This window comes from Arenicella chitinivorans, assembly GCF_014651515.1.
Classification (GTDB): domain Bacteria; phylum Pseudomonadota; class Gammaproteobacteria; order Arenicellales; family Arenicellaceae; genus Arenicella; species Arenicella chitinivorans.
On record NZ_BMXA01000001.1, the window covers coordinates 177,342 to 196,614 of the forward strand.

The following is a 19,273-nucleotide window of genomic DNA, read 5'->3' on the forward strand; positions in this document are numbered from 1 at the left end:
GTCACGTATAATTCTGGCATGTCGTTACGTATCCTTTTTCTGACTAACCAAGCTTCCTACCATCAGATGCATTTTGCACGCGCTATGGTGGCGCACTTGGGTGCGGATAATTTTCGTATCGTCTTCCACCAACCAACCAGCGATGCGCGCACTGAGATGGGTTGGCGCGATGAGTACGAAGACCGCTGTATTCTTCGATGGTGGCAATCCGATGTCGAGCGCGACGAAGCTCTCGAGTGGATTGACAACGCGGACGTGGTTATTCAAGGGCGATTTCCAATTGGCTTTGTACGCGCGCGAATCCGTGCGGGAAAACTGACCTTTGCGTGTCAGGAGCGGTTGTGGAAAAAAACGCCGACGGTCTGGCGGCGTCTGTCGCGATTACCTCACCTGATTAAAAATTATTACTCGGTGGATCGTGCCAACTATCACTTTTTAGCAATCGGGCGCTATGCGGCTGCGGACCTTAATAACCTCGGTCTGTTTCGAGGGCGGAGTTGGCGTTACGGGTATTTTATGCATCGGCCTGAAGTCGGGATTGATCGAACGCCGAATGCGTGCTTGCAGTTGCTCTGGTGTGCGCGCCTAAGCCCGGTCAAGCAACCTTATATGGCGCTTGAAATCACGCGGGCGCTGCTGGATGGTGGTCGCGAATGTCATCTGACCATGATCGGTGATGGTGAATTACGGACGGAGGTCGACGCTCAGATAAACCAAGTGGGCTTACGGGGCCACGTAACGCTCACGGGTTGGCAGACGCCAGAGCAGGTGATTGAGCACATGCGGCAAGCCGATGTATTTCTGATGACTAGCCATCATGGAGAGGGCTGGGGCATGGTGGTGAACGAGGCAATGTCAAACGGGTGTTGTGTGATCGCGAGTGCTGAGCTTGGGGCTGCGGCATGGTTGATCGAGCATGGCCAAAGTGGATTTCTCTACCACAGGAATGATTATCAGCCAGCGCTCGAGCGAGTTCTTACCCTCTCACCATCAGGTTTAGCGGCGATGGGGCGCGCTGCACAACAGCGCATGGCGAACCTGTGGTGCGCCGAAGTCGCCGCGGAGCGTACCGTAGCGCTTTGTGAACAACTGCTCAGTACTGACCCGGCGAAAGCAACTCAGCTCTACACTGACGGGCCGTGCAGTCCGAGCACCGAGTCAAAGCGTTAGCGCTTATCGAACAAATAATGCGCAACCATCCATTGACGCCCATCATCCAGACCAAATAGTTCGGCGCAAGCTAGAAAAAACAAACGCCAGCGATTGACCCAACGTATGGCTTGGTCAGCACCATATGTTTGAGTAAATAGGGCCTCAATTTGGTCTCGATTCGCGTCCATATTTGCCAGCCAATCATTCGATGTGCGTTCATAATGCTTACCGTTCAGCAGCCAGCGCTGATCAAGTCGAAGATCGTCCTGAAAGTGGAGCAGTGTGTCGGTCGCGGGCATCAGGCCGCCGGTGAAAAAGTATTTCGACATCCAATCATCCCGGTTCTGTACTTCAAACGGGTACATCAAGGTGCGATGCGCGAAAATATGGATGAACAGCTTGCCATTGGCGTCCAACCAGCCCGCAATGCGGTTGAGCAATTGCTGATAGTTGCGCATATGTTCGAACATCTCAATTGAGATGCAGCGATCAAACTGCGCGTGCGCCAGCGTCAGCTCATTCATATCGCAGGTCATTACTGTCACGTTACTCAGACCTTTGGATCTGCATTGTGCATCAATAAACGCTTTTTGAGTGGCAGAATTGGAGACTGCGGTGATCCGCGCTGACGGTAGTCTTTCGGCCATCCACAGAGTTAACGAACCCCAACCACAGCCCAATTCGAGAATTGATTGCCCATCCTGCAATTGTGCCCTTGACATGTACAGCGACAACATCGCTTCCTCGGCCTGATTAAGATTGGTGTGACTCGACTTTGCGCCGTCAAGTTCAGGATAATAGGCACAACTGTACTTGAGCCGCTCACCCAGTGCTGCTAAATAAAATTCACAGGGCACTTCGTAGTGCTGTTCGTTGGCGGTGTTGGTTTCGATCGCGATTGGGCTGCTGCGCAGTGACTCAATCAATGTCTGAAATCGTTGTTGTTGGCGTGCCGGATCATCGATGTATTCGTCCTTCAGCCGCGCTCGACATAATCGACGGATGCCATACCGAACAAGAAAATCGGGGAGCTTGCCGAGCTCCGCCCAGTCGATGAGCCGGTCGGCCAGGGGCAATGCGCTGGTCTCGGTCGAGTTTTTAGAATCGGCAAACGATGACATGGAATTATTTGAAGTTTGTAACCTTGCTTCGGCATACTAGCAACTGTTTGTGAAACTACTGACCACATGTCTGGGCGTGAAGCCCTAAACTTAACTGGAATCTTTATGTTTAATTCTCGACGCTTTACCCGCGCTGCCAGCGCCACTTTGTGTTTAATTACGCTGTCTGTCAGTCCCTTGGTCTGGGGTTGGGGCGAGCGCGGCCATGATGTGGTTACCCGCGTCGCGGTTCAAAATCTACGTCAAATGGCGGAGGATAATGCGCAGCTGGTGACCCCGTTTTTAGCACGCGATCATATGCTCGCCCATCTCTCGAATGTGCCCGATATCGTGTGGCGTGCACCGTATATGAGCCAACAGGATCGTGACAGTAATTACAGCACGCATTACATCAATCTCGAACGTGTTTACTCCGAAGTTAAAGCCCACACCGACGTGCCTTTCGAGTTAACACAATACCAACAGGATGCACGTTCCAAAGGCCTTAGCGCCGTGGAAGTCGGTACTGCGCCGTGGCGTGTCTTACAGCTGTATCAGGCCATGGTAGACGCGCTGAGTTCGGTGCCAGACACCGCTGCTGACTCTGAGTATGAAGCAGCGATCAACGAAGCGTTGCTATACGCGGGACTGATGTCGCACTTCGTTGGTGACCTGGCAAACCCGCACCACACCACGGCGAACTATGACGGTCAGTTGAGCGGACAGAAAGGCTTGCATGGCTACTTTGAATCCGATGTGGTCATGTATTTGCCTTTGGGGTTGTCGGCTAAGGTATCCACGCAGGCGAATCAAATGGCGTTTCAAGACACGTGGTTTCCGGCTCTGAGTGATGAACAGCGTGCGGCTGTACTGCGCGACCCGCAGGCCTTGATCTGGGCGTTGCTGGCGGACAGCCACTCGTATTTGCCGCAATTGCTTGATTTGGATAAATCCATCTCGCTGGTAAAACCTAGCCGCGATCCAAAGCAGCGAGCAGAGCGTAAATCCGCCAAAGTTGTGGCACAGGATTTTGAATCCTTTGCTGTCGAGCGTCTGGCATTCGGGTCCTGGGTCCTGGCGCGTTTATGGTGGTTGGCTTGGGATGAAGCGGGGCAGCCGGATATGACTAAGTATCGTAGTTACCATTATCCCGTGAAGCCGGATTTTGTGGATCCAGATTATTTGCTATCCGACGATGAGAACGCCGTTACGGATGCTACGTGGCGGGCGCTGGACCTGGATCGTGTTATCGTGATGCAACTACCCAGTGGTCGCGTGGTGATCGAATTGGCGCCACAGTTCGCGCCGAAGCACGTGGAAAATATTCTGCTGATGACGCGAGAAGGGTATTTCGATGGTACCGCTGTGATTCGCTCGCAGGAGAACTACGTCGCACAATGGGGCGATACGGCTGGCGAGGAATCGGCAGCCAAGTCACTTGGCAGCGCGAAACAAAAAGTGAAAGTCGAATTCTTCGCGGATCCGCAAGCGGTCGGGTTTACACCAGTTGAGAGCCGGGATTCCTACGCCGACCAAGTTGGGTTTGTGGATGGGTTGCCCACCGCAAGTGATGGTAAGCAGGCTTGGCTTGCGCATTGCTACGGCATGGTCGGAGTCTCGCGTGGCATGGGTGATGACTCAGGGAACGGCTCAGGGTTGTATGTGGTGACCGGGCATTCTCCACGGCATTTGGATTTAAATGTGACACTGGTTGGCCGTGTACTGGAAGGTATGGAGCATCTCACAACTCTGCCGCGTGGTACGGGTAGTCTGGGTTTTTATGAGGACCCAGCTCAATACGTGCCAATTGATTCGGTTAAGGTGGCCAGTGCCTTACCTGAAGGCAGTATCGATATTGCCGTCATGCGTACCGACAGTGCCGCATTTCGTGAGCATGTGGCAGCGCGCACGACGCGTAAAGAGGACTGGTTTTTACATCCAGCAGGTCGCATTGGCTTGTGTAATATTGCCGTACCGACAAGCTCTAGGGCTGCACTTGAAGGAAAAGCCGGCGATTGATTTACGGTTTATAGACACAAAAAAAGCGGCCCAACGTGAACGGGCCGCTGTTAGTGGTTAACGTTTATTGGGTGTTAGCCAAGGATACGTTCGCGCTGATAAAGCTTAATCGCAATAAAGGTCAGCGCCATCGCGATCAGCGTACTACCCGCCATCGATAGTGCGATCAGGCTTGTGTCGATTGCCTCGCCTTTGAAGGTTTGAATAATGATCAAACCCTGACTCAAGCTTGGAATCCACATATTGTTAACGCTCGGCTGCGGTGACATCATCATCAGCAACATGAGCGGCAAGCTCGGTACGATCATCAACATGCCAAGATATGACTGAGCTTCTTTGTAGCTTTTGGTGAACGACGCCATTAACACCATCATTGCGCAGCCGAGGAACACGAATGGCAAGCAAGCGATAAAGGTCTTAACGATTTTCGCCGCATCAATTGACAAGGTGATCATGTCAATCGGCGCGTACTCCATCGCCAAACCAATACCAATGAGCACCAGCAGAAGCGTCAGCGCGGAGAACACCATGGTCGCCCCCAGCTTGGCGAGCAAAATGGTATGTCGCGCCACAGGTTGAGTTAACAACGGTTCAAGCGAGCCTTTTTCACGTTCACCAGCGGTGGTGTCGATGGCCAAATACATACCGCCGACCATAATGAATAACACGATCAAATACGGCATCATGCTCAAAATTTGTGCGTTGCGTGCTTGTGGATTCGCCACGTCGGAAGAATTCAGCTGCAACGGCTTGACGACTTCTGGACTTACACCGCGCGCCATCAGCCGCATTGCGCCAATCTGCGAGTTGTAAGCCAGTAAGGTTTTTTGCAGCGTTCGGTACCCGATCTTCTCTAATCCGCTTACCGAACTATCGTGGATTAACCGGACTGGTGCCGAGGTACCTTGTGTAAAGGCCTCAGCGTATTGATCACTAATTTCCAGCACCATGCGTTCATCGCCGCTTTTTACTGCTTGCTCCGGGTCCGCTGGTGGTTCAACAATCTCAAAGTTGTTTTGTTCCAGCCAGGCAATTAAGTTAGGTGCTTTGTCAGCACCAACCACTGGCAGGGCGATGGGTTTGGCGTTCACCAGATCGGTTTCCTTTTTAACCGTGTTCTCTGCAAACCACAGAAAACCAAACATCAACATTGGGCCAACAATAATTGATACCGCCATGGTGGTCAAAGTTCGACGGTCGCGCAGGTTGTCTATGATTTCCTTGCGCAGAATAGTCCAGAAACCGCGCAGATTACTGATTTTGTTTGCTTGCATTACACTAAACCCTCTTCTGAACCGATAGCCGACACAAACGCGTCTTCCAAGTTGTCTTTACCCGTACTCGCGCGCAGCTCGTCGGGCGTGCCGTTGGCGGCGACGAGTCCACCGGAAATAATCACGATTTGGTCGCACAGGGCGGCGACTTCCTGCATTACGTGGCTTGAAAACAAGACACAATGCCCCTCGTCTTTCAGGCGCTGAATCACTTTACGCAATCCACGCGTGGCCATCACGTCGAGGCCATTCGTTGGTTCGTCCAGCAAGACATTGCGGGGGCCGTGCACCAAGGCACGCGCCAATGCCACCTTCGTTTTCTGACCCTGTGAAAAGCCTTTTGCCCGTCGATCAATAAAGTCCTGCATCTCAAGCAGTTCAGCTAGTTGATCGATTCGTTTGTTTAGCGCAGCGCCTGTCAGTCCATGCAGCTCACCAAAGTAACGCACATTTTCGCGTGCACTGAGACGCTCATAAATACCGGCACCATGAGTCAATACACCTATTGAGGCGCGCACTGATTCCGCTTCTCGCGTGATGTCGAACTGGTCAATCGTGGCGGAGCCGGAATCCGGTTTGAAGGCGGTGTAGAGCATGCGCAGAGTAGTGGACTTGCCGGCGCCATTAGGGCCGAGTAAGCCAGTAATTTTGCCGTTTTCTGCACTGAAAGACACACCATCCACCGCTTTCACAGCACCAAAATACTTCTTTAAATTGTTTGCTTGAATCATGGTTTTGGCCCTGTGCTGGTGATGAAAAAGGGCACAGCACGCTCGCGCGCTGCACAGTTAGGGTTGAATTCCTCAAAATTGCCTTTGGCGACGAAATCGCGCACCAAGCCCGGGACGCAACCACGACCAATTACTCCGTGGCCATGTGCAGGCACAACGACGTGTTGCGCATGACCGAACATCTTGGCTGCGACGTCACCGTTTTCAGGCGGCGTGATTGGGTCAGTTTCGCCAGACAAAATCAGCACTGGTTTATCCGAGTCGAATGGCTCGCGAAAATCGGCGTCCATTTCGCCGCGTGGCCAAGCCTTACAAGACAGGTCGATGACTTCCTGCATGCGATCACCAATGTAGGTTCCACGCGAAGATTGGAGATCTGAAGTCGTGATAAAAGGGTGGTCTTCTGCGCAAATCACCGAGTTATGCATGCCAGTGGCGAAGGTGTTTTGCATGCTGCCTTCAACATTGATGACCAAGGCCGCTAACGGTGTGTAGTAACCTTCGTTCGCCTGATGTAAAACCAAGGGCAGCATAGCAATGCCCTCGGTTGAGTAGGGCAGCATGCGCACCACGCCATAGAGATGAAACTCCGTTAATTGCTGGTTTATGAGCTTGCCGGTTTTTGGATGCGGCAACGTGACGGTGACGGGCTTTTCTTTGAGAGACGCAACCAATGCTTCGAAGGATGCTGTAATATCTCCAAACGCCGACTTACAGCTGGGTTCTTGGTGACAGCGCTGACTCAAATTGGTGAACGCGTCTTGCGAACGTCGAGCAACTTCGCCGCCAGCGAGATTGAGTCCTATATGCGCAACACCGTCTAGAATCACGGCACGAGTTCGTTGTGGAAAGCGTCGCAAATAATGCTGTGCTACACGAGTTCCGTACGAGACGCCATACACTGTGAGTTGATCGTAACCCGCGGCCTCGCGTACGGCATCCAAGTCCTGCACTGCGACCGAGGTGGTGTAGTAGCGTAAATCCGAGTGGCTGAGGTCCGACAAACAAGTGCTCAGTTCCTCTTTGAATTTTTCAGGATCGAAGTCTTCGTAGAGCGTGTCTGATTGAGACTCGGCACAACGCAGCGGGTTGGATCGCCCGGTACCGCGTTGGTCGACAATGAGCACGTCGCGCTTACTCAGTATTGGCTCGAGGATCTTGTGCATGCCGATGGCCATATCAATGGATGAGGCTCCAGGACCGCCCTGAATCACGGTAAAGGCATCGCGGGCTGGCGTCGCGGCTACCGAGGGAATACGAGCCACAAACAATTCGATCTGTTTACCATTCGGCTCGTCGGGATTTTCGGGACGGAATAACACCGCACATTCGGCATCGCGCGCAACAGCTTCGTGTGCAATCTGACAACGTTCGAAATTCAGTTCCGACGGTGTCTGTGCGAGCACGAACAAGCTGTTTGAGGCGAAGACTAGTGCGCCTAGAAGGCATAATAATTTTCGATTCATAGTGAGTATGTGAAATTGACGAAAGGGTCATAAATGACGACGAGGGTTTACGTTAGCACACAATAGCCATACCGGATCAAACTAGATGATGTGTGGCGATATTTTCGGCTAACCGGTCATAGATCTACTGAATCTGGAAACCCATTCCACGACCGCGATGATGCTCGATCTGCTTTAGCGCTGGGTGGAATAGTGTTTTCGATAAGCACCCGGTGACATGCCCGTGAGTTCCTTGAAGGCACTGTAAAAACTTGATTGCGTGCGGAACCCGGTCATCATGCTGATTGCCAAAATTGACGACGTTGAATCCGTGGTCAGCAAGGTCTTGGCGGCGCGCACGCGATGCTCCCGCACAAACTTTGAGAAGCCCATGCCATATTCCGTGTTAATTAGTTCAGACAATTGGTGAGGCGTTAAGTCAATCACTTCAGCCAGCGTCGAGAGGTTAAGTTCTTCGTTCTCATACAGGTGTTCCGCGCGCATCGCATGCTCAATTGCGTCGCGTTTAAGTGCAATATCAATGTTCGCCAACTTAGAGTTGCTGTACGCAGCCTCGGTCAGTTCGCGTATATCGCCGAGTAGTTGAGGAAAGAAAATTAATGCGGCCGCAATCAGCAAAACCGCGATGGAGATGGCATTCGTATACAGCAAGTAATACGTGGCGTGCGGTAGTACCGGTAACACCAAACCGAGGGTTAATGCCATCACGGCTAGGAGAGCAAATAGAGTAAAGAAGAACAGTTCAAACTTGAACCGCGCATGTTGCTTGCGTAACTGCAATACTTTGACCACGCTCCAGCCCACGTACAGACTACCGATACTAAATGCGAACAGCGGTAAGTGTTCAAGCGGGACAAAAAAGCTCAACCCCAACGGAATTAGATGGACTAGGTGCCACCAGGGATAGTCCGGGTCCGGCAGAATTACCACGCGGGTGAAGAAATAGAAAGCCGGTGGTGCCAGCATCAGTAAGCAACCATACGCTCGGTAGTCGAGTAAGTCGGTGTTCAGTGCTATGTGATGGTAATGGGCTAGTTGCAGGAGAATTAAGCACAAGATCAGGGCGCTGCAAGCCAGTTTTCCGGGTAGACTCTTGCGCATGTCTGGCAAGAAAAACCAGTAAGCAACCAGCAGTATTGCCAAGGTGAACACACTAAAACCGATTAATAAAATAGTAAGGTGATTAATCATGGTGTGGGTATCACCAAGCGCGCAGCGCTGAGTTATTGAGGTCGAACTTAGATTCTACTGGCCGGTAGCGATCGAGGCAATTCCGCACTGCGGTCACGCGTTAAGCTGTTTATAATCGGGGTCTTTCGATATTTGGTGATTGATCACGACTATGCTGGCTGATCTATTAAACGGGCTGAATGAACCATTTCCTTGCAGCGAAAGCTGGTTCGGGGACTTCAAGCAGATTTCGGTGGTCGGTGTGTTTGTGGCCGTGTTTCTGTTTTTGTTTGAACCGTTTGGGCTACACGGTGTTGGGGATGACTTACCGTGGTTGTGTGCGAGCTTCGGACTGGTGACTATTGTATTTGGTACGGTATTCGATCTCGTCGTTCGGTATGTGCTGAAGATTAAGAAACAAGCTGCCAGCTGGACACTGTGGAAATGGATGTTGGCCTCGTTGTTAAATCTGGTATGGATTGCTTTGGGTAACTTCTGGCTGTTAAGTCGCGTCTATCCAGGTGAATACACGGTGCACTCGTTTTTTGGCGCCATGCTGGGGTATACCTTGTTACTGGGTGTATTGCCGGTGACATTCACCGGCCTGTTGGTGCAATTACGCGCAAAAAATGAATATCAAAAACAAGCGAGTTCGATCGAGCCACAGCGTCTTAGGCCACAGGCAACACACGCGGTAACAATCCAGGCGACGTATGGTGCGAGTCTGGATGTGAATGGCACGTCACTGTTATTTGTTGAAGCAATGCAGAACTATGTGGTGGTTCACTTCCACGATGATCAATCCACGAGGCAACGTGAAGTTGTGCGGACGACGCTAGCCGCAGCCCAACAAGCGCTGCAAGAACTTGGTGTCATTCGTTGCCATCGTTCGTATCTGGTGAACCCGAAAAGCGTGATCAACATCGCCGGTAATGCGCAAGGCCTAAAGCTCAGTCTCCAGGGTGTGGATGAATTCGTGCCGGTGTCTCGACGTTATATTCCTGAGCTGCGTGCTGCCATCGAACTGTGAGTAGTGTCATGGTAAAAGACGGTATCGCCAACTTGTCGTTATCTGACTGGGCTGGCCTGATTGGTTTGACGATAACGACGTATTGTTTGTTTGCACTCTCATCTATCCCGCTCGCGATTATGATCAATGGTCTCCTCGAAGCAGACGAGCACAACAGCCTCGGCATTTTTTTCTATAAGTGGGGTACGTGGCTATCCATGTCCTTTTTCAGTTGTGTAAGCGAGTTGCTTTTGATCCGGTGTATTAAGTAGGGCAAGCATTGCAACCATCGTTTACGCGCTTTCGTTAACGCTGGTATTTTTCTTCGGTTACGAGCAAGTCTCTAGCACTATGAACAGCCAGTTTGTAGACACGTTGTGCTACTTGATCCCCGGTGTCTCGGCTTGGTTTACATGGCGCCTTTGTACCTGGCGAGTATAGTGAGAGCTTATCGGTCACTTGTCTAAAAATCTCGAGTTCTCTTCTCGTTCTTCAACCCAAACATCGCTCGAAGTACTCTGACACGCTTAATCAGTTCATAGCTTAAAAAGCAGCCAAGCAGCGTTCCGATGATCACAATCGTCGCCTCCAGAATAGGGCCAAATGCTATCGGTTTAATCAAGGACGCGATCACTATCGTTATAGTCTGATGCACGATATACCAAGGCAAGATCGCTTGGTTCATGTAGCGAAGTACGGGTGAGGGTTGATTTAGGTGACGGTGCGCATACGCGAAAATGGCGAAGATGCACATCAATGCTGCGCTCACAAGGATGACCAGTGGCGTGGCCCGACCCCATTGCCAGAACCAAGCATCGGACTTAATGACGAGTGCAAATACTGACAAGCCGATGGCGCTGATCAGAAACCAGTTCCGCGCATCGGCTACTTTTTGAAAAAAAGCCTGTGAGCGAAATAGGTAGTAACCCAAAATTAACAACGAAAAATAGCGCGCGTGGTTGTACCAATCGTCGACCAGCGCGTTCGTTTTCGGGAAGTGTGGCGGTAAAGTCAGCTCTATCAGTACCAACCAGCCAACCACGACTGGCAAACCAAGGTATGGGCGTTTGACTAACCATTGGACCGGGGTTTCGAGCAAGGTGATCGTCTGTTTCAATGCAATGAAAACCAGCGTATAGGTCCACAGGTAAAACAGATACCAAAGATGGTTCCAGGTAAACAGGCCGAGTGGGCTATGGTGCATTTCAGGCAGAAGCTCAGTGCCTGGTGTCAGGTAGTTGAGAAAGAAGTTTGTCGCAGTGCCCGTATAACCATGGTATTGCACGGCCTCAAAATAGGCCTGGGGCCAGACAATCAAATAACTACACACAATGGCTGGTAATAGAAGTCGGGTGGTGCGCATCGTAATCAGTGAGCGCGCATTAAACTTGCGCTCGACGGCGGCCAATGCCATGCCGGAGATGATGAAGATCAACGGCATGCGCCATGGGTTGATCAACAACATGAGCGTCTGCAGCAGTTCACTTTGATGTTCGCTTTTGACGTGCCAGCCCCAGTCCGCCACGTAGTACATGCCGATGTGATAAAAGATCAGTAAAAGAAAGGCCAGAGTTCGAACCCAGTCAATGTCATGGCGTCGGTTCAAGGTTGGTTGGGGTGTGGCTTGCATAGCGTGTGTGTGTTGGTCGATTAGCTGAGCGAAGTTTGCACTGCGAATCACCCATGGCGTGGTTTTTGTGTCGAAGTGATGAGCCTTTGGGACCAGTGGCTATTTCTTGTGACGAATGTTGACTATGATTGAGCTACCCGAATTGGTGGCTTTAAACAATGGAACATCATCAACACTTTTTGCGACATGAAAAAAAATACCTGATTGGTTTTATCGTCGCTTTCTTTTTAATCAACTCGATTGTGTTGGCCACGTCAGTGTTGATGGAACAAAAGGCTGCCGGTAATTGGCCAGCTCCCTTTGCGCTGTGGGAGCCTTTTGTTTGGGAGATCAGCAGTTCGTTGATGATTGTGGCATTAATTCCCTTCGTGGCCTGGGTGATCGACTCAGATAAGTTTTCATGGGTGAACTTGTGGTCGAATTTGCTCAATTTCGTTCTCTGGTCTGTTCTGTTCAGTGCCATCCACGTGATTGGGATGGTGGCGATGAGAGAACTGGTTTATTGGCTCATGGGCAGTGATTATCGATTTGGCAGCTGGTCAGTTGGTTTCGTTTATGAGTACCGAAAAGACGCGATTTCATTTTTCCTGCTTTTGATCATTATTCAAGGTTATCGATCCATCGTGCTGCGTTTGCGTGGTGAAGCGTCATTGGTGCAGCAGGGCGAGGATGATCCACAGCGATCCGATCGGATTCTGGTTAAGAAACTCGGTACCGAGTTCATCATTAAATTGGACGATATTCAATGGGTCGAGTCGGCTGGCAACTACGTGAACCTCCACCTTGGCGATCGAGTCTACCCAGTCCGCAATACCATGGCGAAGTTTATGAATGAGATGAATGAGCGTGATTTCGCCAGAACGCATCGGTCCTATGGCGTTAGCCTTGATTTTGTGCAAGCGATTGAAGCGCCGCCAGGACAATCGGGTGAGGTGTTGCTCAAAAACGGTCGTCGACTGCCATTGTCAAAGCGGTATAACGCCGATTTAAGAACCAAGCTGAGCGTGTAGCCATCCAGTCGTGGACACTCGGTGTCAAGTATAAGCTCGACGTAGCTAGGAATATGAGCCGGCTTGAACCTATGCTCAACGGTGCAGTCGAGCGGGAGTCCGATGCTTTGACACTCAGAAAGTGAGAAACCGTATGGACAGTTACCCATTTGGGCACTCGGCGGAGTTCGAGTTTGGCAAACGGTGATAGCCCGCTTTTGAAGCGCATCGTAGCTGCTCGTTGCGGCATGTGCTCCTCCTTTCAACTGAAATTTTAAGAGATCATGTTATTCGCTGTCGAGCGCGAATAAGCCACCTTCTCAAAATAGCGAAAACAGTACTCTTGATTGATGTGCGATATTTGGCTGAAGCGAGCGAGAATGACGCCTTAAATCAAGACGGACTTATCAAGCTGATCACGTCTGCCAGTGCGCTGATCGTGTGGTGTGGAGACTCCGGGATGTCGTCGAATGCCGTTGCCAGGCGATTTTGTGCTGGGTCGTAGAACACGCCTCGCATGCCGGCTCGGATAGCACCTGCCACATCATTTAAGGCATGATCACCGATCTGCCAGGCTTCGTGTGGCACAACGCCAGCGCGCGAGAGCGCCAGTTCAAATACTGGAGCAAATGGTTTATGGGAACGCGCCTCAGCACTTATGGTCACATGATCAACTTCCGATTCCAGGCCCACTTGAAGGATTTTGCCCCGTTGTACACGCTCCATGCCGTTAGTGATGATGCCGGTGATAAAGCCTTGTTTGCGCAGTCTGCGTAAGGTATCGAGCGCGTCATGGTGCAGCGTGACATTGTTGCTGCTGAGGTCTAGAAACCGTTCAAACATGGCCTGTGCCAGTTGACCGGTGTTGCGGCTTTGCCCGGTAGCGACAAGGCAGGCAGCAAAGCAGTCTACGAACTGACGTTCCGGCGAATGCGCCGCATCGAACATGGTCGACCAGAGTGTACTGGCATTCTCGCGTAAAGCCAGAAAGAACGCTTTTCTGGCCGTGTCGTCATGATCACCAATGATGTCACTGTACACGGTCTGAAACAGCGTGGGCACTGGCATCTTATTGGCAATCAATGTTTCATCTAGATCGAAAAAAATGGCGCGAGGTGTTTGCATCGTGGTCTTATTAATACGGGAGTTCTAAGCGTGGTTATTTGTTTGCAGATTGGTGCGGTGGATTTTTTAGTTCAATATTGCCGGTGGCTTCTTCCCAAGCTCGGCGCAGCACGAATTTCCGGTTTAGTCCGATTGGGATACCTGCCATTGTGATGGGTTCGTATCCGGCGTCGGTGCTCAGCGGAGAATTCGTCAGCATAGCGTCCAGACTTAGTTTATTGTCTGCGGCCTGCCTGCCCAACGTGGCAAGTTCTGCCATAAAACGCTGAAAAGCACGCAAGCCTTGTTGGTCGGTGGTTGCACCGTGACCAGGAATAATTGTGTCTGCATTCAGGGCTAAGACGTTTTCCAGTGTTGCCGGCCAAGCTTGTACTGAGCCGCCAGCTTCCAAATCGATATTTGGGTAGTGGTGATTGAAAAACAGGTCTCCCAGTGCGAGCGCTTGGTCCTCCTCAAACCAGACGATTAAATCACCGTCGGTGTGGCCTCGGCCTGGATGAATGACCGTGATGGTCTTACTTCCAAGCTGAAACTGTTTGCGGTCGGTAAACGTCTCGTTTGGTAGCAATAGAGCGGCGTCACCTTCCCAAAAGTTTGAGTCCAGAACCTTGAGGTGCGACAGGGTGCGCTCTGTGGCTACCACCGTCGTGTTTGGCGCAAAACCGGGGTTGCCGTGTGTGTGGTCCAAATGGTAATGGGTATTGATCAGCAATGCGACAGGTTGTCCTGTCAGGGCTTCGACTTTGGCACGTATCAGTCGGCCTTGCATTGGAAAAGTCATGCTATCGACCACGACCGCACCACCTTCGGTGCGTAGGACCGAGGTGTTACCGCCGACGCCGCGAATAACATACAGGTCATCTGTGACCTGCTCGATCTCGAGTTGGCGTACCTGAGTGAACAGATACAGCGCAAGGGTTATCACCGCAAAGACGATGAGTAGCAGCACACGTTGCCATTTTTTCATATTATTTTGCCCGGTCGAACTCTTGAGATATTACCGACTGGACACTATAAACTAAAACACACAGTGACTGATGAAATCCATTAAGGTGGGTCGGCTATGGCGTGGCGGTTTGTGTCGGGTTGGGATGGCAGCGACGCGTCTGTAAGCGCAGTGTGCTACTATGTAGCCGAGTGGCCTTGCGTCCGCCGCGTCGAGCACTTTCAGTGACCTTGACTCAGTGCACGCTAATGCGCCGTTGAATGTTAATGCCGCAATTATCAGTTTATGGCTCGCGATACAGAATCACGGGTTGATAACACCTCTGAACTTGGCTGGTTTAGAGAAACTAACGAGAGAATTATGTCAGAACCCAGAATTGAACTTGTACAATTGGCGAATGGTGACATTGCATTGCGTCGGTCGGATAACCCGGACGAGCCGTTGGTGACCATTACCATCTCGGATCAAGTGCAGGATCTGTTGCCGATGGATAAGATCGATATTGCACAGTCTATGGTTGAGGCAGGTATCGAACGTTATCGTGACATCCAGTTGGAGCGCGTTGAACAACAGGAAATTGCGGTTGCGACCGGCATGCTGCACTGACAGTGTGGTACGCAATTATCAGTGAGGATGTGGCAGACAGTCTGCCACTCCGCAAGGTGCATCGTCCTGCGCATCTGGCGCGTCTTGAGGCGTTGTCAACAGAAGGCCGCTTATTGATCGCTGGGCCTCACCCGGCAATTGATTCCAGTGAGCCCGGCGAAGCGGGTTTTAGTGGTAGTCTGGTGGTGGCTGAGTTCGATAACGTAGCGGCCGCTGAGCACTGGGCCGCGGAAGATCCGTACCAGCTCAATGGTATCTACGCCAAGGTGACGGTCAAGCCGTACCTCAAGGTCTTGCCCTGACTCATTCCGCGCTTTCTGTTCCGCTTTCTATTCAATCTTGAATGCACAATTTACGCCAATCTCAGTGATTCACGCTGTGGCTGGCGCATCCAGCTTATGATCGCGGTCATGTGCCTTACTTTGTTCTTGAAATTGAAGCTCTGACAGCCGTTTGTATAACGGTGAAGCGGTCTGTAGTTCCTCGTGCGTACCCTGAGCAACGATCGAGCCATCTTGCATCACGGCAATTTGATCCGCATTGCGGATTGTCGCAAGCCGGTGCGCAATAATGATGGTGGTTCGGCCTTGCATCAGGTTTTCCAGTGCTTGCTGCACTCGAAACTCACTCTCTGCGTCCAGCGCCGATGTGGCTTCATCCAATAGCAGAATACGCGGATCTTTTAAAATGGCGCGTGCGATGGCAATGCGTTGTTTTTGTCCGCCCGATAGCCGCACACCCTGTTCGCCTAAATAGCTGCGATATCCGTCTGGAAGACGAGTAATGAATTCATGCGCATTAGCTGCTTTGGCCGCGGCGATAACGGCATCCTCGCTGGCGTTGGGATTACCATATCGAATATTGTGAAACACATCACCGCTGAATAAGCTGGGCGTTTGCGCGACAATCGCCAGTTGCTGACGTAGATCCTGCGGCGAAAATGCCCGTAGATCCGTGCCACCAAGCAATATTTGTCCGGCGCTGGGGTCATAGAATCGTTGCAACAATTCAAAAACAGTGGACTTGCCTGCACCGGAAGGGCCAACTAAGGCGAGCGACTTACCTTCGGGGATGGTGAGGTTGAGTTGCTTAAGAGCCGGTTGTTCCGGACGCGAAGGGTAAGCGAATTCGACCTGCTCCAATTTTAGCTCGGCGGCCAATGGGCCAGCTGGCTGCGCCTGCACCGGAGCTTGAATGAGGCTTTCAATACTCAGTAGTTCGAACAGTCGTTCTGCGGCACCGACTGCGCGTTGGACGTCTCCGATCACTTCGGAAATCGTGGCTACGGAACCGGCGACCACAATAGCGTAAAACACAAATGCACCAAGTTCACCGGCAGTCATGACACCACTAATTACGTCATTTCCGCCGACCCAAAGCATCGCGGAAACCGCGCTAAAGATGAGCGAAATCACGACCGCAATCAATAGGGCACGTTGCCGGATACGACGCTTGGCAGCGTTGAACGCGGTCTCAACATGCTGGCCGAATGCTGCCTGCTCATTCGCTTCCTGCGTATAGCTTTGAACGGTCTTTATCTGCTGGATGATTTCACCGGCGTAGCTGCCAACATCGGCAATGGAATCCTGACTCTGGCGTGACAGGTTCCGCACACGTCGTCCAAACAGCATGATGGGTAATAACACCACCGGTACCCCAGCGAGCACGAACAGGCTCAGCTTGAGATTGGTCACTAGCATCAAAATCATACCGCCAACAAAGGTAAGAAAGGATCGCAATGCCATGGACGCAGATGAGCCAATCACGGTCTCTAGTAGCGTGGTGTCGGTGGTCAAGCGCGACATGATCTCACCGCTGCGGTTTTCCTCGTAATAACTGGGATGCAGTGTCAGCAAGTGATCAAACACGGACTGGCGAATGTCAGCGGAGACACGTTCGCCGAGCCACGAGACAAGATAAAAGCGAACATAGGTGCCAATGGACATCAACACGGCAACACCGATAATGAATAAAGCAGCTTGATTCAGCTTTTCCGGCGAGCCAGCAACGAAGCCATCATCGATTAATAGTCGTACACCTTGACCCATTGCCAAGGTCACGCCCGCGGTGAAAAGAAGGGCGATACTGGCTGCAATCAACGTCAGCTTATACTTGCTGAGATAGGTCGCAAGTTTGAACAGAACGGTATGGGCTTTACTTTGCATAGGGCGTCCAGCTGAGCGGTGAGCGTCAATTCACACAATTTTGCGTAAATTGGGATTTAGTAGAGTCTCTTACTACATGGTAACGATTAATTTTTATTCAATTGCATCGTGCGTTTCGCATGCTTGATAATAGCCGTATGGATTACAAAACAATCAGCAAGTTGATGTTTTCGGGCCTCGTAACCGGGGCGTTGATCGCGTGTTCGGCGGAGCTCCCTGAAAAACAGACTGTCAGTGGTTCGGGTGATCAAGACTACCTAGAGATCAGTTTTGGAGAAGGCCCCAACCAAGGCGTATATCGTTATTTTCCCGGAGAGTCGCCGACTGCGGGCGTATCTTTGAGTTACAGTAAACCGAATGATGTGAGTTTTTTCGCCGCTGCCGATATCAAATCGTCTCAAGGTGAGTTGCAGATAAGCTCGGTGCGCCGTTTTACGCAGGGGCCGTTGGAGCTAGGCGACAATAGTGCGACGACGTGGCTTGCCCACAAACCAGACACCAAGTCGAATAAGCCGATGGATTGTGGTCGTGTGGAAATGCGAGATTTGAATAATACACAGCCTTACCAAGTGGTGTATGGTACCTACCTGGATTGTGGTGCTACGCAGATCACCCGGCTCGACGACTGGCAAACTGACGCCGATGGGCAGTATCGACGGGTCGAGGGTCGATACGAAGATCGAGTTCGACTGCAGATAGCAATGGATGATGCACCGTTCAAAACCATCGACACCACGATGGTTGTCGCATTTTCGGTGCTGCAACGGAAAAAGTAATACCAGTTGCTGAAATCAAAAAAGGCCGAACCGGTTTCCGGTCCAGCCCTCGTTGTTCGTTAAAATCGAATCGGTTTAGCCGCCAAACAGTTCACCTAGGTTTGGCATTTCTGGCAGGTCTTCCGGCTCGCCGGAAATTTCACTCTTGGCGCCGCTCATGCCGTACTCAAGCAGAGTCGAACTAAAACTGTCCTGTTTACCGTTGGTTGTGGAAGTACCCTCAGTTTTGACAGTGCCGAATGGGACTTTTGATGACAGCCACATGGTGCTGTCGCTTTCGACATTAATTTTCTTAAATACGACCTTCATGCTGACCGAGCCTTGACCGTTAATTTTGCGGGTCGAGAATTCACCGGCCGGCACTGAAATGGTGTCTGTACCTAGATCAGTAAAGTCGTATTGAATCTCGGTATTAAAGGCAGCCATCATGCCTGACATCATATTTTTACTGTTTCCCATCCGCATCGGCTTTTCATTGCCGCTTTGCATGATAGTTTCAACGCCGAAGCCGCGCAGATTATTGAGTACGTTTGCTGGGTCGCCAACCATGGTGGATTTTGGGATCAGCGATTTGATGATTGCGCGATCACCATCGGCTTTGCGTTGTCCCTTTTTGTTGATCTTAAACGAGTCGATGCCGATTTCGATCCAATAGTGTGTCTCGCCATTACGTTCCTCTGAGCCCAACATTGATGTGCGAATCGTGGTGCCGGTTTGACGCCCTTTTGCATTGGTAACGATATCCTCTCGTACTTGCCAACTTCCAACCGGGCTGGCTGCCAATAAGTCGAAGTTTATCTTTTCGGCGTGGGCAGTGGTCAAACAAAGTGAGGTGGTGAGTAACAGTAAAAACGTACTTAGCGTGCTTTTCATTAGTTGAATCTCCGTTAAAAAGTCGGTGTTAGGTGTGCAGCCGACCGGACTTAGGGAATGGGTTACTTAAGTTAGTGTTCGAGTAACGAAATTCTCTCAGGTCGATGGGTGCGATTTTTAAAGTCGCCTCGTTCAACGCGCGATCACAAGTTTTTAAGTACTGCCGATGTCAACAAAAACTGTTGTTCAATCTTGCTTTGGTGTAGATTGGGTGACCGCTCGCTATTGGAACACAACTTTTG

At 51.2% G+C, this 19,273-nt stretch carries 17 protein-coding genes; 7 read left to right on the forward strand and 10 right to left on the reverse strand.

What is annotated here, in order from left to right; translation table 11 throughout:
• Positions 1-18: 18 nt before the first annotated feature.
• Positions 19-1,170 (forward strand): glycosyltransferase family 4 protein, encoded by a 1,152-nt coding sequence (locus tag IE055_RS00885; protein ID WP_189398122.1) that lies wholly within the window; start codon positions 19-21, stop codon positions 1,168-1,170.
• Here the strand turns inward: IE055_RS00885 and IE055_RS00890 are convergent.
• Complete coding sequence (locus IE055_RS00890) at positions 1,167-2,273, reverse strand: SAM-dependent methyltransferase (protein WP_189398123.1); 1,107 nt, start codon at positions 2,271-2,273, stop codon at positions 1,167-1,169. The genes IE055_RS00885 and IE055_RS00890 overlap by 4 nt on opposite strands.
• 105 nt (positions 2,274-2,378) lie before the next feature.
• Here IE055_RS00890 and IE055_RS00895 point away from each other — a divergent pair, with 105 nt between their 5' ends.
• A complete protein-coding gene (locus IE055_RS00895; RefSeq protein WP_189398124.1) occupies positions 2,379-4,271 on the forward strand; it encodes a peptidylprolyl isomerase in 1,893 nt (630 codons plus the stop codon).
• A gap of 74 nt (positions 4,272-4,345) precedes the next feature.
• Here IE055_RS00895 and IE055_RS00900 read toward each other — a convergent pair whose 3' ends face one another.
• The 4 genes from IE055_RS00900 to IE055_RS00915 all read right to left on the reverse strand — a co-directional run bounded on the left by IE055_RS00900 (position 4,346) and on the right by IE055_RS00915 (position 8,933).
• On the reverse strand, positions 4,346-5,545 hold the full coding sequence (locus tag IE055_RS00900) for an ABC transporter permease (RefSeq protein WP_189398125.1): 1,200 nt from the start codon (positions 5,543-5,545) through the stop codon (positions 4,346-4,348).
• Entirely contained in the window at positions 5,545-6,276 is a 732-nt protein-coding gene (locus tag IE055_RS00905; protein WP_189398126.1) for an ABC transporter ATP-binding protein, read from the reverse strand. The genes IE055_RS00900 and IE055_RS00905 overlap by 1 nt, the downstream gene beginning before the upstream one ends.
• A complete protein-coding gene (locus tag IE055_RS00910) occupies positions 6,273-7,742 on the reverse strand; it encodes an alpha/beta hydrolase (protein WP_189398127.1) in 1,470 nt (489 codons plus the stop codon). The genes IE055_RS00905 and IE055_RS00910 overlap by 4 nt, the downstream gene beginning before the upstream one ends.
• Before the next feature lie 174 nt (positions 7,743-7,916).
• Complete coding sequence (locus tag IE055_RS00915) at positions 7,917-8,933, reverse strand: helix-turn-helix domain-containing protein (protein ID WP_189398128.1); 1,017 nt, start codon at positions 8,931-8,933, stop codon at positions 7,917-7,919.
• Between the two features lie 151 nt (positions 8,934-9,084).
• On the opposite strand from IE055_RS00915, the gene IE055_RS00920 reads away from it, so the two are divergent.
• On the forward strand, positions 9,085-9,942 hold the full coding sequence (locus IE055_RS00920; protein ID WP_189398129.1) for a LytTR family DNA-binding domain-containing protein: 858 nt from the start codon (positions 9,085-9,087) through the stop codon (positions 9,940-9,942).
• Positions 9,943-10,384: 442 nt separating this feature from the next.
• Here IE055_RS00920 and IE055_RS00925 read toward each other — a convergent pair whose 3' ends face one another.
• On the reverse strand, positions 10,385-11,551 hold the full coding sequence (locus tag IE055_RS00925) for an acyltransferase family protein (RefSeq protein ID WP_189398130.1): 1,167 nt from the start codon (positions 11,549-11,551) through the stop codon (positions 10,385-10,387).
• A gap of 158 nt (positions 11,552-11,709) precedes the next feature.
• Here IE055_RS00925 and IE055_RS00930 point away from each other — a divergent pair, with 158 nt between their 5' ends.
• Positions 11,710-12,561 carry a LytR/AlgR family response regulator transcription factor gene (locus tag IE055_RS00930; protein WP_189398131.1) on the forward strand — a complete coding sequence of 284 codons (852 nt, stop codon included), beginning with the start codon at positions 11,710-11,712 and terminating at the stop codon, positions 12,559-12,561.
• Between the two features lie 372 nt (positions 12,562-12,933).
• Here the strand turns inward: IE055_RS00930 and IE055_RS00935 are convergent, their stop codons facing one another.
• Positions 12,934-13,665 carry an HAD family hydrolase gene (locus tag IE055_RS00935; protein ID WP_189398132.1) on the reverse strand — a complete coding sequence of 244 codons (732 nt, stop codon included), beginning with the start codon at positions 13,663-13,665 and terminating at the stop codon, positions 12,934-12,936.
• Between the two features lie 34 nt (positions 13,666-13,699).
• Positions 13,700-14,632, reverse strand: a complete 933-nt coding sequence (locus IE055_RS00940; protein ID WP_189398133.1) for an MBL fold metallo-hydrolase — start codon at positions 14,630-14,632, stop codon at positions 13,700-13,702.
• A gap of 339 nt (positions 14,633-14,971) precedes the next feature.
• On the opposite strand from IE055_RS00940, the gene IE055_RS00945 reads away from it, so the two are divergent.
• The gene (locus IE055_RS00945) at positions 14,972-15,217 is read left to right on the forward strand and encodes a hypothetical protein (RefSeq protein WP_189398134.1); all 246 of its coding nucleotides are present in this window, start codon (positions 14,972-14,974) and stop codon (positions 15,215-15,217) included.
• 2 nt (positions 15,218-15,219) lie between these two features.
• The gene (locus IE055_RS00950; RefSeq protein WP_189398135.1) at positions 15,220-15,519 is read left to right on the forward strand and encodes a YciI family protein; all 300 of its coding nucleotides are present in this window, start codon (positions 15,220-15,222) and stop codon (positions 15,517-15,519) included.
• A 69-nt stretch (positions 15,520-15,588) separates the two neighbouring features.
• On the opposite strand, the gene IE055_RS00955 is transcribed toward IE055_RS00950, so the two are convergent.
• Complete coding sequence (locus IE055_RS00955) at positions 15,589-17,382, reverse strand: ABC transporter transmembrane domain-containing protein (protein WP_189398136.1); 1,794 nt, start codon at positions 17,380-17,382, stop codon at positions 15,589-15,591.
• 119 nt (positions 17,383-17,501) lie between these two features.
• On the opposite strand from IE055_RS00955, the gene IE055_RS00960 reads away from it, so the two are divergent.
• Complete coding sequence (locus tag IE055_RS00960) at positions 17,502-18,158, forward strand: hypothetical protein (RefSeq protein ID WP_189398137.1); 657 nt, start codon at positions 17,502-17,504, stop codon at positions 18,156-18,158.
• Positions 18,159-18,233: 75 nt separating this feature from the next.
• Here IE055_RS00960 and IE055_RS00965 read toward each other — a convergent pair whose 3' ends face one another.
• Positions 18,234-19,031: a hypothetical protein gene (locus IE055_RS00965; protein ID WP_189398138.1), complete on the reverse strand. Its 798-nt coding sequence runs from the start codon at positions 19,029-19,031 to the stop codon at positions 18,234-18,236.
• Between the last annotated feature and the right edge of the window lie 242 nt (positions 19,032-19,273).